This window comes from Actinomadura meyerae (assembly GCF_900188445.1).
GTDB lineage: Bacteria > Actinomycetota > Actinomycetes > Streptosporangiales > Streptosporangiaceae > Spirillospora > Spirillospora meyerae.
This window is the reverse complement of record NZ_FZOR01000001.1, coordinates 552,278-564,812: the sequence shown is the minus strand read 5'-3', so window position 1 is coordinate 564,812 and position 12,535 is coordinate 552,278. Positions and strand designations below refer to the sequence as shown.

Below are 12,535 nucleotides of genomic sequence, written 5' to 3'. Positions count from 1 at the left end.
GCCGCGTCACCGTGCGGTACCACATTCGGCCCTCGCGGATCCGCCTGCGGGAGGGCGGCGGCGGGCCGGGCCGCGCCTAGACTCCCCGGCATGACCTCCTTTCCCCTCCGGCGGAAGCTGGCCGTACTCCCGTTCGCGCTCCTGCCGCTCGGCGCCCTCGCCGCGTGCGGCGGCGAGAACAGCAAGACCTCCTGTGACGTCAACTCCTGCACGGTGACCTTCGACCGCGGCGTGGAGGCGAGCGCGTCCATCCTCGGCGTGAAGGCCGAACTCGTGAAGGTGCAGGGTGAGATGGTCACCCTGAAGGTGGCGGGCCAGACGGTCACCGTGCCGGTCGGCGACGGCGAGCAGGCCGAGGGCTTCAACGTCTCGGTCCAGTCGGTCACCGCGGACCAGGTGGTGGTGAAGATCTCCAACAGCGGCTGAACCCGGCTATCCTTCGTACATGCGTTCGATGACGACGGCGGAGCGGCGGGCCCGGCTCGCGCTCCGCCACCGGCTGGCCCCGGAGGCCCGCACCGACGACGTCCCCGGGATCGCGCGGTCCCTGGTGGTGCTGCACGCCACCGACCCGGCCACGGTGTACCTGTCGGTCGCGGCCCGCAGCGTCCAGGCCGCCCCCGGCGCGGTGGAGCGGGCCCTGTACGACGACCGCACGCTGCTGCGGATGCTCGCCATGCGCCGGACGATGTTCGTCGCCCCCACCGAGCTGGTGCCGGTGCTGCAGGCGTCCACGGCGAACGCGCTGGCGGCCAAGCAGCGCGCCACCTACACCCGGATCATCGAGCGCGGCAGCGACATCGAGGACGTCCCGTCCTTCTTCGCCGAGGCCGCCGAGGCCGCGCACAGGGCGCTGCTGGCGCGCGGCGAGGCCACCGGAGCCCAGCTCAGCGCCGAGGTCCCCGCGCTGCGCACGCAGGTCGACCCGGCGCCCGGCAAGTCCTACTCCCGGCCGACGGGCATCACCACGTGGGTCCTCGTCACGCTCGGCTGCGAGGGCCGCGTCGTGCGCGGGCGGCCGAACGGGTCGTGGATCAGCAGCCAGTACCGGTGGGCGCCCGTCGAGGAGTGGCTGCCCGGCGGCATCGCGGAGGTCCCCGCCGCGCAGGCCCGCGCGGAGCTCGTCCGCCGCTGGCTGCGCGCGTTCGGCCCGGCCCCGGCCGCCGACCTGAAGTGGTGGACGGGCTGGAACGCCGGCGACGTCAAGAAGGCCCTCGCGGCGCTGGACGTCACCGAGGTCGCGCTCGACGGAGGCGGCACCGGCCTCGTCCTGTCCGACGACCTGGAGCCGGCGCCGGAGCCCGAGCCGTGGGCGGCGCTGCTGCCCGCGCTCGACCCGACGCCGATGGGCTGGCGGGAGCGCGGCTGGTTCCTCGGCGCCCACGGCCCCGCGCTGTTCGACCGCAGCGGCAACATCGGCCCGTCCGTCTGGTGGGACGGCCGCGTCGTGGGCGGCTGGGCGCAGCGCCCGGACGGCGAGATCGCGGTCCGCGTCCTGGAGGACGCGGGCGCCGACGCGGAGGCGGCGATCGAGCGGGAGGCGGCGCGCCTCGCGGACTGGTACGGCGAGGTGCGCGCCGTCCCCCGCTTCCGCACCCCGCTGGAGCGCGAGCTCACGTCCTGAACGGCGGGCCGCGCCCGGTCACCGGCGGGCGGCGCTCCGCCGGAAGGCGATCACGACGAAGCCGAGGACGGCGAGCCCGCCCACCGCCAGCGCCGCGAACACCGCGAACCCGATGTAGGCGTCGGCGGTGTCGTCCGGCACCACCAGGACCAGGCCGTCGGTGCCCCGGCAGGTCAGCAGCGCGGCCCCGGTCACCGGCGCCTCGAAGGTGGCCGTGTACCGGTAGCCGGCGCGGTCGGAGGCGCTCCAGGAGTTCTTGCGGGTGAGCCTGATGGGCCCGGACCGCTCGCCGGCCCGCACGGCGCACGCGTAGGGCGTGGAGCTGCCCGTGCGGACGTAGAGGAAGTAGCCGTGCCCCTCGGAGAGCCGGACCGCCACTCCCCTGGCCGGGTCGCCGGCGGCCTTCGGGCCCCCGGCGACCTTGGAGTCGTCCCACAGGAGCGCGAGCACGGTGAAGAAGCCCACGACGGCCGCGAGGAGCAGGGCGACCGGCAGCGCGTACCAGCCCCCGCGAGGCCCCGCGCGGCGCTGCGGGGTCCACGGGGGCGGCACCTGTCCCCGCCCTGCGGGCGGCGGTCCCATCGGCAGGTTCGACCCCGGCCACATGTCGTGTGCTCCCCCTGGATACGGGCGTTGAGAACGCAACCATTGCAGACAACGCCCATCCGGTCGAGAAGGATCCCAGGTAAGGACCCGCTGACGCCCGTCGGGGGGCGCGCCGGTAACGTCGCCCCGAGACCGAGGAGGCGCAGTGGCCAGACCGTCCGACCTGGAGCCCGGAACGTTCCCGCCGCAGGCCGCCGCGTTGCGCCGGCAGGTGCGGGACTTTCTCGCGGAGACGCCGTTCACGGCCCGCTGCGACAGCTGGCTGACGGGCGCCGACCCCGCGTTCAGCAGGGCCCTCGGCGAGCGCGGCTGGCTCGGGATGACGCTGCCGGAGCGCTACGGCGGGCACGGCCGCTCCCCGCTGGAGCGGTTCGTGGTGATCGAGGAGCTGCTCGCCGCCGGGGCGCCGGTCGGCGCGCACTGGATCGCCGACCGGCAGACCGGGCCGAGCATCCTCGCGCACGGGACCGAGGAGCAGAAGAAGCGGTTCCTGCCGGCGATCGCGCGCGGCGAGTGCTTCTTCGCGATCGGGATGAGCGAGCCCGACTCCGGGTCGGACCTCGCGTCCGTCCGGACCCGCGCCGAGCGGGACGGGGACGGGTGGCGGCTGCACGGCACCAAGGTGTGGACGAGCGGCGCCCACCTCGCGCACGCGATCCTCGTCCTGGCCCGCAGCGCGCCGGGGGGCGACGACCGGCACGCCGGGCTGACCCAGTTCATCGTCCCGCTGCCGGACGAGCGGGTCGCGGTCCGGCCGATCCGGGGCCTGTCCGGCGCGCACCACTTCAACGAGGTGGTGCTCGACGGCGTGTTCGTCCCGGACGCGATGGTGCTCGGCCGCGTCGGGGACGGCTGGCGGCAGGTCACCGCCGAGCTGGCCTACGAGCGCAGCGGCCCGGAGCGGCTGCTCAGCACGTTCCTGCTGATCCGGCTCCTGCACGGCCGCGCGGACGGGCCGGCGGCGCGGCGCACCCTCGGCCGGCTGACCGCGCGGCTGTGGGCGCTGCGGCAGGCGTCCCTGGGCGTCGCGGGCGCGCTGGACGCCGGGCTGTCCCCGGACGTCCCCGCCGCCCTGGTCAAGGACCTCGGGACGCGGTTCGAGCGCGAGGTGATCGAGGCCGTGCGCGAGCACGCGGGCGTGGAGCCCGACCCCGCCTCCCCCGACCCGCTGGCGCGCGCGCTCGCGGAGTCGGTCGTCCAGGCGCCCGGGTTCACGCTGCGGGGCGGCACCAACGAGATCCTGCGCGGCATCGTCGCGCGCGGCCTGGGAGTGCGCTGATGGAGCTGCTGGAGGAGACCGCGAACGAGATCCTCGCCGGGGACCGGCCGTGGCCGGCGCTGGCGGCGTCCGGGCTGGCGCTGGTCGGGGTGCCGGAGGAGGCGGGCGGCAGCGGCGGGGACCTCGCCGGCGCCGCCGCCGTGCTCCGCGCGGCCGGGTACCACGCCGCCGCCGTCCCGCTCGCCGAGACGGGGTGGCTCGCCGGGCGGCTCCTCGCCGAGGCGGGCCTGCCGGTCCCCGCGGGGGTGCTGACGGCGGGGGTGCTGACGGCGGCCTCCGGCGCGGTCTCCACCGGGGGCGGCGGGACGCTGAGCGGGACGCTGCGGCGCGTCCCCTGGGCGCGCGGCGCCGACCGCCTCGTCGTCCTGGCCGGCGGGGCCGTCGCGGTCGTCGACCCCGCCCGCGCGGAGATCACCGAGGGCGCGAACGTCGCGGGCGAGCCCCGCGACGACGTCGTCCTGTCCGGGGTGCGGCCGGAGGCCGCGGCGCCGTGCCCGGTGGACGCGGCCGAGCTGCGGCGGCGCGGGGCGCTGGCGCGGGCGGTGCAGCTCACCGGGGCGATGGCGCGGGCGCTCGACCTGTCGGTCCGGTACGCGCGCGAGCGGGAGCAGTTCGGGCGGCCGCTCGGGCGGTTCCAGGCCGTCCAGCAGATGCTCGCCGAGCTCGCCGGGGAGGCCGCGGTCGCCGACGTCGCGGTGCGCGCCGCCGTCCGGGCCCCGGGCGACCCCGTCGCGGTGGCCTCCGCGAAGGCGGACGCCTCCCGCGCGGCGGGCGCGGTCGCGGCGATCGCGCACCAGGTCCACGGCGCGCTGGGCGTCACCGAGGAGCACGTGCTGCACAAGGTCACGCTGCGGCTCGGAGCGTGGCGGGACGAGTACGGCAACGAGACCGACTGGGCTGACGACCTGGGCGCCGCGGCCGCCGCCGCGCCCGACCCGTGGGCGTTCATCACCGGACCATGACGGTTGCGGGCGCCGTCCGCGGTTACCTTACTTGGGAGTAGCCGACCGCGGACGGAGTCAGCATGGCGCCCTGGGACCGACTGACCGCCCCTTCGATCAGGCTGCCCCACCCGCGGGGACTGCTGCGGTACACCGTGGAGCGGGACCTGCCGGTGACCATGCCGGACGGCGTGACGCTGCTCGCCGACCGGTACGTCCCCACGGGCGTGGAGCGCCCGCCCACGATCCTGGTGCGGACGCCCTACGGCCGGCGCGGGCCCGCGGCGCTCGCCAACGGGCTGCCGTTCGTCCCGTTCGGCTTCCAGCTCGTCGTGCAGAGCGCGCGGGGGACGTCCGGGTCCGGCGGCGAGTTCGACCCCCTCGGCAGCGAGCGCGACGACGGCCTCGCCACCGTCGAGTGGCTGAAGCGGCAGCCCTGGTTCCACGGCTCGTTCGCCACCTACGGCGCCAGCTACCTCGGCTACTCGGCCTGGGCGATCGCCGCCGAGGCGGGCCCGGCGCTGAAGGCGATGTCGCTGCAGATCACGGCGTCGTCGTTCCGGGACGCCGCCTATGTCGGCGGGTCGTTCGCGCTGGAGTCCACGCTCACCTGGACCGACCTCACCCACCGGCAGCAGCAGCGGCTCGGCATGCTCACCGCGCCGCTGACGGCCCGGCGCCGCGCCCTGCGCGCCGCCCGCTCCGGCCGCCCCCTCGCCGAGCTGGACGTCCTCGCGGGCGGCCGGCCCATGCGCTTCTACCAGGACCTCCTCGCCAACCACGGCGCCCCCGGCCGCTACTGGGACCGGCGCGACTTCAGCGGCACCGTCGGGCGGGTCGAGGCGCCCGTCACCCTGCTCGGCGGCTGGTACGACGTGTTCCTGCCCTGGCAGATCAAGGACTACCTCGCGCTGCGCGGCGCCGGGCACACCCCGTACCTGACCATCGGGCCCTGGTGGCACACCGACGCCCGGCACGGCCTGCCCGGCATCCGCGAGTCGCTCGCCTGGTTCCGCGCCCACCTGCAGGGCGACCCGTCCGGGCTGCGCGCCGACCCCGTCCGGCTCTACATCACCGGCGCCCGCGAATGGCGGCACTACCGCGACTGGCCCCCGCCCGGCACCCGGCAGGTCCGCTGGCACCTGCACGGCGGCCCGCCGGGCGCGCGCGGCCTCGGCGAGGACGGCCCCCAGGACCGCCCGCCGAGCACCTACACCTTCGACCCGTCCGACCCCACGCCCGCGCTCGGCGGGCCCACCCTGCTCGGCAGCTCCCGCCCCGTCGACAACCGCCCGCTGGAGCGGCGCCCCGACGTCCTGGCGTTCACCTCCCCCGCCCTCACCACCGACCTCGACGTGATCGGCCCGGTCGGCGCCGACCTGTTCGTCCGCTCCGACCGCGAGCACACCGACTTCGTCGTCCGGCTCTGCGACGTCGCGCCGGACGGGACGTCCCGCAACGTCTGCGAGGGCGGCCTGCGGCTCCCCGCGGCCGCGGAGAAACCCGTCGGCACCCGCGGCGTCCGCCGCATCGCCGTCGACCTGTGGCCCACCGGGCACCGCTTCCAGCGCGGCCACCGCGTCCGCGTGCACGTCACCAGCGGCGCCCACCCCAAGGTGGCCGCCAACCCCGGCACCGGCGCTCCCCTGGCGACCGCGACGACCCGCATGCTCGAGGCCCACCAGGAGCTCTTCCACGACCCCGACCACCCCTCCGCGATCATCCTGCCGATCGCGGAGCACTCCCCCGAAGCCGCCACCCCCGCCCCCGCAGAGGACGCGCGTTAGCCCGACGGGCCACTACAACCTGGCGGCGATCGCTTTCGCGAAGCGGTCGGCAGCGTTGGGGGCGAGTTGCAGGTAGAGGTTCGGTTCGGTCAGCTCGAGCTCGACGATGAGCGGCTCGCCGTCGGGGCCGGGGATGAGGTCGACTCGGGCGTACAGGAGGTCTTCACCGCCGGGGACGGCGGCCAGGGCTCGGCGGGCGACGTCCAGTTCCGCCCGCGTGGCGGTCGCGGCGGTGACCTGCCCGCGCGTGGTGTCACCGCGTACCGGGCCCTGGATGCCCGCTCCGGCGGTGAGGATCTGCGCCTTGCGTCCGGCGTGGCTGAACTCGCCGTCGCAGTAGACCAGTGCCGTCTCGCCGACGCCGTCGACGGCGGACAGGTACGGCTGGACCATCGCCGTCCGGCCCGCGTCGCGGAGCGAGCGCAGGTGGGCGCGGGCCTGCTCGCGCTCGCCGGGGCCCCAGCGGGCCGTGTCGCCGGACCCGATGGAGACCGCCGGCTTGACCACGTACTCCGGCCAGTCGGCGGGGACGTCGTCGGGGTCCCAGCGGGTCGGGACGACCGGCAGCCCGGCGGCGGCGAGGTCGCGCAGGTAGCGCTTGTCGGTGTTCCACCGGATGACCCCGGCCGGGTTGAGGACGCGGGGCAGGCCGTCCGCCCACGCCGTGAACGCGTCGCGGCGCTCGGGGTAGTCCCAGGTGGAGCGGATGACGACGAGGTCGTAGCGGGACCAGTCGACGCCGGCGTCCCAGATCACGGTTTCGGCCTCGACGCCCAGCGGGGCGAGCGCGCCGGTCAGGGCCCGCACGTCGTCGCTGCCGTCGGGCAGCAGGGAACAGGTCGCGAACGCGATGGTCATACGGGGGTCCTTGCTCGGGGGGTTCCTTGCTCGGGGGATCGCTTCAGCGGACGGGGTTGCCCGCCTCGCGCAGCGCCGACTTGACCTCGGAGATCGTGAGCTCGCCGAAGTGGAAGACGCTCGCGGCGAGGACGGCGTCCGCGCCCGCCGCCACGGCCGGCGCGAAGTGGCCGGCGGCGCCGGCGCCGCCGCTGGCGATCACCGGCACGGAGACCGCGGCGCGGACGCGGCGGAGCATCTCCAGGTCGAAGCCGGCCTTGGTGCCGTCGGCGTCCATGGAGTTGAGGAGGATCTCCCCGACCCCGAGCTCCTCGCCGCGGCGGGCCCACTCGATCGCGTCGATGCCGGTGCCCTTGCGGCCGCCGTGCGTGGTGACCTCGAAACCCGACCCGGTGCCCGCGGCGCGCCGGGCGTCCACCGACAGCACCACGCACTGGGACCCGAAGCGGTGCGCGGCCTCGCGCAGGAACTCCGGCCGCGCGATCGCGGCCGTGTTGATCGAGACCTTGTCGGCGCCCGCGCGCAGCAGCCGGTCGACGTCCTCGACCGTCCGGACGCCGCCGCCGACCGTCAGCGGGATGAACACCTGCTCGGCGGTGCGGCGCACCACCTCGTAGGTCGTGGACCGGTCGGCGCTGGAGGCGGTGATGTCGAGGAACGTCAGCTCGTCGGCGCCCTCGGCGTCGTAGCGGCGCGCCAGCTCCACCGGGTCGCCGGCGTCCCGCAGGTTCTGGAAGTTGACGCCCTTGACCACGCGCCCGGCGTCGACGTCCAGGCACGGGATCACCCGCACGGCCACGGTCACTTCACGGCCTCCAGGGCCTCTTCGAGCGTGAACGCCTGCGCGTACAGCGCCTTGCCGACGATCGCGCCCTCGACTCCGTCGGGGACGAGCCCGGCCAGCGCCCGCAGGTCGTCGAGCGACGACACGCCGCCGGAGGCGACGACGGGCTTGTCGGTCCGCGCGCACACCTCGCGGAGCAGCTCGGTGTTGGGGCCGCGGAGCGTCCCGTCCTTGGTGACGTCGGTGACGACGTAGCGGGGGCAGCCGTCGTCCTCCAGCCGGGCGAGGACCTCCCACAGGTCGCCGCCCTCCCGCGTCCAGCCGCGCGCGGCGAGCGTCGTGCCCCGCACGTCCAGCCCCACCGCGATCTTGTCGCCGTGCGAGGCGATGATCTTGCGGCACCACTCCGGGTCCTCCAGCGCGGCGGTGCCGATGTTGACGCGGGCGCAGCCGGTGGACAGGGCCGCCTCCAGCGACGCGTCGTCGCGGATGCCGCCGGACAGCTCCACCTTCACGTCCAGCCGCCCGGTCACCTCGGCGAGCAGCTCCCGGTTGGAGCCGCGCCCGAACGCCGCGTCCAGGTCGACCAGATGGATCCACTCCGCCCCGGCCCGCTGCCAGGCGAGCGCCGCCTCCAGCGGGGCGCCGTAGGAGGTCTCGGTGCCGGCCTCGCCCTGGACCAGGCGGACCGCCTGGCCGTCGGCGACGTCGACCGCGGGAAGGAGCGTCAAAGTCATGCGGAAACCCTATCGAGGCTGGTGGACGGGGTGATCGTGCGCTCAGCGCAGCGTGCCGAGCCAGTTGCGCAGCAGCTGGGCGCCGGCGTCGCCGGACTTCTCCGGATGGAACTGGGTCGCGCACAGCGGGCCGTTCTCCACCGCCGCGACGAAGCGGTCGCCGTGCTCGGCCCAGGTGACCAGCGGCGGCTCGATGCGGCCGGCGGGGTCGGGCTCCAGGTCCCAGCTGCGGGCGGCATAGGAGTGCACGAAGTAGAACCGCGCGTCCGCCAGCCCGTTGAACAGGACCGAGCCCTCCGGGGGCTCGACGGTGTTCCAGCCCATGTGCGGGACGACCGGCGCGTTCAGCCGGTCGACGGTGCCGGGCCACTCGCCGCAGCCCTCGGTGGTGACGCCGTGCTCGATGCCCTTGGTGAACAGGATCTGCATGCCGACGCAGATGCCGAGGACGGGGCGCCCGCCCGCGAGGCGGCGGCCGATGATCTGCTCGCCGCGGACCGCGCGCAGCCCCGCCATGCAGGCGGCGAACGCGCCGACGCCCGGCACCACCAGGCCGTCGGCGTCCAGCGCGGCGTCCCAGTCGGCGGTGACGGTCACCTCCGCCCCGGCGCGGGCGACGGCGCGCTCGGCCGAGCGCAGGTTGCCCGAGCCGTAGTCGAGGATCACGATCCGGGTCACAGCCACATCACCCCGCCCGCGAACGCCAGCCCGGCCAGCACCAGCAGGATCATGGCGCCGATCTTGATGCCCTGCTTGATGAAGCTGTACACCCCGGCCAGCAGGAACACCGCGACCGCGAAGATCGCCATGGTGCCGTAGGTGAAGTGCAGGTCGCCGATCTCCACGGCTACAGGGCCCCCTTGGTGGACGGGACGCCGTGCACCTTCGGGTCGAACGCCACGGCGTCGCGCAGCGCGCGGGCGAGGGCCTTGAACTGCGCCTCGACGATGTGGTGGGCGTTGCGCCCGTACGGCACGTGGACGTGCAGCGCGACCCGGGCGTTGGAGACGAACGACTCGAAGATGTGCCGGGTCATCGTGGTGTCGTACTCGGGGCCGATCATCGGGGCCATGCCGTCCGGCTCGACGTGCACCAGGTAGGGGCGGCCGGAGACGTCCACGGTGACCTGCGCGAGCGCCTCGTCGAGGGGAATCGACGCGTCGGCGAAGCGGCGGATGCCGGCCTTGTCGCCGAGCGCCTCCCGGAACGCCTGGCCGAGCGCGATCGCGGTGTCCTCGATCGTGTGGTGGCTGTCGATGTGCAGGTCGCCGGCGGTCTTGACGGTGAGGTCGAACGACCCGTGCTTGCCGAGCTGGGCCAGCATGTGGTCGAAGAACCCCACGCCGGTCGCGACGTCGACCCGCCCGGTGCCGTCGAGGTCGATCTCGACGAGGACCTCGGTCTCCTTGGTCCCGCGCTCGACCCGTCCCTTGCGCGTCACAGACTCTCCTCGTTGTCTCCGGCACTGTTCCCGGCCGTTCCGGCCCCGGGGGCCGCCGCTTCGCACGCCTCGCGGAGCGCGGTGCGGAACGCGGCCATCTCCTCGGGCGCCCCGACGCTGACCCGCAGCCACTCGGGCGGCCCGACCTCGCGGATCAGCACGCCGCGCTCCAGCAGCCCCTCCCAGACCCTACGCCGGTTCTCGAACGTTCCGAACAGGACGAAGTTGGCGTCGGAGTCGGCCACCCGGTACCCCTCGCCGCGCAACCAGGCCACGAGGTCGTCGCGCTCGCGGCGCAGCGCGGCGACGCCGCCGAGCAGCTCCTCGCCGTGCGCGAGTGCGGTCCGGGCGACGGCCTGGGTGACCGACGACAGGTGGTAGGGCATCCGGACGAGCAGCAGCGCCTCGATCACCGCGGGGTCGGCGGCCAGGTAGCCGAGCCGGGTCCCGGCCATCGCGAACGCCTTCGACATCGTCCGGGTGACGATCAGCCGCGGGTTGCCGGCCAGCAGCGTCAGCGCCGAGGGAGTGCCCTCCCGGCGGAACTCGGCGTACGCCTCGTCGACGACGACCATGCCCGGCGCGGCCTCCAGCACCGCCTCGATCGCGGCGAGCGGCAGCGCGGTGCCGGTCGGGTTGTTCGGCGAGGTGAGGAACACCACGTCGGGGCGGTACTCGGCGACGGCGGCGACCGCGCGCTCGGGTTCGAGGCCGAAGTCCTCGTCGCGGAACGCGTTCACCCAGCGGGTCCCGGACACGGCGGTGATGATCGGGTGCATCGAGTAGGACGGCTCGAAGCCGAGCGCGGTGCGGCCCGGCCCGCCGAACGCCTGCAGGATCTGCTGGATGATCTCGTTGGAGCCGTTGGCCGCCCACACCCGCTCCCAGGTGAGGCCGGCGCCGGGCGTGTCGGTGTCCAGGTACGCCGCGAGGTCGGTGCGCAGCGCGACCGCGTCGCGGTCGGGGTAACGGTTCAGCCCGGCGGCGACGTCCATGACCGCCTCGCCGAGGGCCTTCACCAGGTGCTCGGACGGCGGGTACGGGTTCTCGTTGGTGTTCAGCGCGTACGGGACGTCCAGCTGCGGCGCGCCGTAGGGCTCCCGGCCGCGCAGGTCGTCCCGCAGCGGCAGGTCGTTGAGCGAGGTCACGAGGGGATCTCCCAGTCGAAGCGGGCCTTCAGGGCGGCGCCGTGGGCGGGCAGGTCCTCGGCCTCGGCGAGCGCGACCACGCGCGCGGTGGCCTCGGCGAGGGCGTCCCGGTCGTACTCGACGACGTGGACGCCGCGCAGGAACGACTGGACCGACAGCCCGGAGGAGTGGCAGGCGCACCCGCCGGTCGGCAGGACGTGGTTGGACCCGGCGAGGTAGTCGCCGAGCGACACGGGGGCGTGCCGCCCCACGAACACCGCGCCGGCGTTGCGGACGCGGGCGGCGACCGCGGCGGCGTCGGCGGTCTGGATCTCCAGGTGCTCGGCGGCGTAGGCGTCCACGACCTTCAGGCCGTCCTCGACGCCGTCCACCAGCACGATGCCGGACTGCCGCCCGGCGAGCGCCTCGGTGATCCGCTCGGTGTGCCTGGTCCGGGCGACCTGCGCCTTCAGCTCGGTCTCGACCTCGTCGGCGAGCCGCACCGAGTCGGTGACCAGGACGGCGGCGGCGAGCGTGTCGTGCTCGGCCTGGCTGATCAGGTCGGCGGCGACGTCCACCGGGCTCGCGGTGCCGTCGGCGAGGATCGCGATCTCGGTCGGCCCGGCCTCGGCGTCGATGCCGATCACGCCCTTGAGCAGCCGCTTGGCGGCGGCGACGTAGACGTTGCCGGGGCCGGTGACGAGGTCGGCGCGGGGGCACTCGTCGGTGCCGTAGGCGAACATCGCGATGGCCTGCGCGCCGCCCGCCGCGTACACCTCGTCGACCCCGAGGAGCGCGCAGGCCGCCAGGATGGTCGGGTGCGGCAGGCCGCCGGAGTCCTTCTGCGCGGGCGAGGTCACCGCGAGGGAGCCGACGCCGGCCTCCTGTGCGGGGACGACGTTCATGACCACGCTGGACGGGTACACGGCCCGCCCGCCCGGCACGTACAGGCCGACCCGGCCCACCGGGATCCACCGCTCGGTGACCGTGCCGCCCGGGACGACCCGCGTCGTCACATCGGCGCGGCGCTGGTCGCGGTGCACGGCGCGGGCGCGGCGGATGCTCTCCTCCAGCGCGTCGCGGACGGCGGGGTCGAGGGCGGCGAGGGCCTGGTGGACGGCCGCGACCGGCACCCGCGTGCTCTCCAGCTCGACGCCGTCGAACTCCCTGGTGTACTCCCGCACCGCGTCCGAGCCGCGATGGCGCACGTCCTCGCAGATGGGCCGCACCTTGTCCAGGGCGGCCTCGACGTCGAGCTCGGCGCGGGGCAGCACGGAGCGCAGGTCGCCGGGAAGCGAGCCGCGCAGGTCGATACGGGAAATCACCCGTCCAGTCTACGGAGTGGGCCCCG

General features: G+C 75.2%; 14 protein-coding genes. 5 read left to right on the top strand and 9 right to left on the bottom strand.

Annotated elements, in window-relative coordinates; all coding sequences use genetic code 11:
* Positions 1–90: 90 nt before the first annotated feature.
* Positions 91–426, top strand: a complete 336-nt coding sequence (locus CHF16_RS02540; RefSeq protein WP_089324216.1) for a hypothetical protein — start codon at positions 91–93, stop codon at positions 424–426.
* 19 nt (positions 427–445) lie between these two features.
* The gene (locus tag CHF16_RS02535) at positions 446–1,624 is read left to right on the top strand and encodes a winged helix DNA-binding domain-containing protein (protein ID WP_179271347.1); all 1,179 of its coding nucleotides are present in this window, start codon (positions 446–448) and stop codon (positions 1,622–1,624) included.
* Between the two features lie 18 nt (positions 1,625–1,642).
* Here the strand turns inward: CHF16_RS02535 and CHF16_RS02530 are convergent, their stop codons facing one another.
* A complete protein-coding gene (locus CHF16_RS02530; RefSeq protein ID WP_089324215.1) occupies positions 1,643–2,176 on the bottom strand; it encodes a hypothetical protein in 534 nt (177 codons plus the stop codon).
* Between the two features lie 199 nt (positions 2,177–2,375).
* Between CHF16_RS02530 and CHF16_RS02525 the strand changes: the two genes are divergently transcribed.
* The 3 genes from CHF16_RS02525 (at position 2,376) to CHF16_RS02515 (ending at position 6,237) form a co-directional block, all read left to right on the top strand.
* Positions 2,376–3,509, top strand: coding sequence for an acyl-CoA dehydrogenase family protein (locus CHF16_RS02525; protein WP_089324214.1), 1,134 nt, complete (start codon positions 2,376–2,378; stop codon positions 3,507–3,509).
* A complete protein-coding gene (locus tag CHF16_RS02520; RefSeq protein WP_089324213.1) occupies positions 3,509–4,471 on the top strand; it encodes an acyl-CoA dehydrogenase family protein in 963 nt (320 codons plus the stop codon). The genes CHF16_RS02525 and CHF16_RS02520 overlap by 1 nt, the downstream gene beginning before the upstream one ends.
* A 62-nt stretch (positions 4,472–4,533) precedes the next feature.
* Positions 4,534–6,237 carry a CocE/NonD family hydrolase gene (locus tag CHF16_RS02515; RefSeq protein WP_089324212.1) on the top strand — a complete coding sequence of 568 codons (1,704 nt, stop codon included), beginning with the start codon at positions 4,534–4,536 and terminating at the stop codon, positions 6,235–6,237.
* Between the two features lie 12 nt (positions 6,238–6,249).
* Here CHF16_RS02515 and CHF16_RS02510 read toward each other — a convergent pair whose 3' ends face one another.
* Genes CHF16_RS02510 through hisD form a run of 8 tightly spaced genes read right to left on the bottom strand, consistent with a single transcriptional unit; the run spans position 6,250 to position 12,509 of the window.
* Positions 6,250–7,095: an ATP-grasp domain-containing protein gene (locus CHF16_RS02510; RefSeq protein WP_089324211.1), complete on the bottom strand. Its 846-nt coding sequence runs from the start codon at positions 7,093–7,095 to the stop codon at positions 6,250–6,252.
* Positions 7,096–7,138: 43 nt separating this feature from the next.
* Positions 7,139–7,900, bottom strand: a complete 762-nt coding sequence (gene hisF, locus CHF16_RS02505) for an imidazole glycerol phosphate synthase subunit HisF (RefSeq protein WP_089324210.1) — start codon at positions 7,898–7,900, stop codon at positions 7,139–7,141.
* Positions 7,897–8,616, bottom strand: a complete 720-nt coding sequence (gene priA, locus CHF16_RS02500) for a bifunctional 1-(5-phosphoribosyl)-5-((5-phosphoribosylamino)methylideneamino)imidazole-4-carboxamide isomerase/phosphoribosylanthranilate isomerase PriA (protein WP_089324209.1) — start codon at positions 8,614–8,616, stop codon at positions 7,897–7,899. The genes hisF and priA overlap by 4 nt, the downstream gene beginning before the upstream one ends.
* Positions 8,617–8,658: 42 nt before the next feature.
* Positions 8,659–9,294, bottom strand: coding sequence for an imidazole glycerol phosphate synthase subunit HisH (gene hisH, locus CHF16_RS02495; RefSeq protein ID WP_089324208.1), 636 nt, complete (start codon positions 9,292–9,294; stop codon positions 8,659–8,661).
* Positions 9,291–9,461, bottom strand: coding sequence for a hypothetical protein (locus tag CHF16_RS40055; RefSeq protein ID WP_179271346.1), 171 nt, complete (start codon positions 9,459–9,461; stop codon positions 9,291–9,293). Before CHF16_RS40055 ends, hisH begins: the two co-directional genes overlap by 4 nt.
* Positions 9,462–9,463: 2 nt before the next feature.
* Positions 9,464–10,057, bottom strand: a complete 594-nt coding sequence (gene hisB, locus CHF16_RS02490) for an imidazoleglycerol-phosphate dehydratase HisB (RefSeq protein WP_089324207.1) — start codon at positions 10,055–10,057, stop codon at positions 9,464–9,466.
* A complete protein-coding gene (locus CHF16_RS02485; RefSeq protein ID WP_089324206.1) occupies positions 10,054–11,205 on the bottom strand; it encodes a histidinol-phosphate transaminase in 1,152 nt (383 codons plus the stop codon). Before CHF16_RS02485 ends, hisB begins: the two co-directional genes overlap by 4 nt.
* On the bottom strand, positions 11,202–12,509 hold the full coding sequence (gene hisD, locus CHF16_RS02480) for a histidinol dehydrogenase (protein WP_089324205.1): 1,308 nt from the start codon (positions 12,507–12,509) through the stop codon (positions 11,202–11,204). Before hisD ends, CHF16_RS02485 begins: the two co-directional genes overlap by 4 nt.
* Positions 12,510–12,535: the final 26 nt, after the last annotated feature.

Excerpts from the sequence above, each read along its gene's own strand:
- priA (WP_089324209.1), bottom strand. The coding sequence starts at position 8,616 with ATGACTTTGACGCTCCTTCCCGCGGTCGACGTCGCCGACGGCCAGGCG.
- CHF16_RS02535 (WP_179271347.1), top strand. The coding sequence starts at position 446 with ATGCGTTCGATGACGACGGCGGAGCGGCGGGCCCGGCTCGCGCTCCGC.
- CHF16_RS02510 (WP_089324211.1), bottom strand. The coding sequence starts at position 7,095 with ATGACCATCGCGTTCGCGACCTGTTCCCTGCTGCCCGACGGCAGCGAC.
- CHF16_RS02520 (WP_089324213.1), top strand. The coding sequence starts at position 3,509 with ATGGAGCTGCTGGAGGAGACCGCGAACGAGATCCTCGCCGGGGACCGG.
- CHF16_RS02540 (WP_089324216.1), top strand. The coding sequence starts at position 91 with ATGACCTCCTTTCCCCTCCGGCGGAAGCTGGCCGTACTCCCGTTCGCG.
- CHF16_RS02515 (WP_089324212.1), top strand. The coding sequence starts at position 4,534 with ATGGCGCCCTGGGACCGACTGACCGCCCCTTCGATCAGGCTGCCCCAC.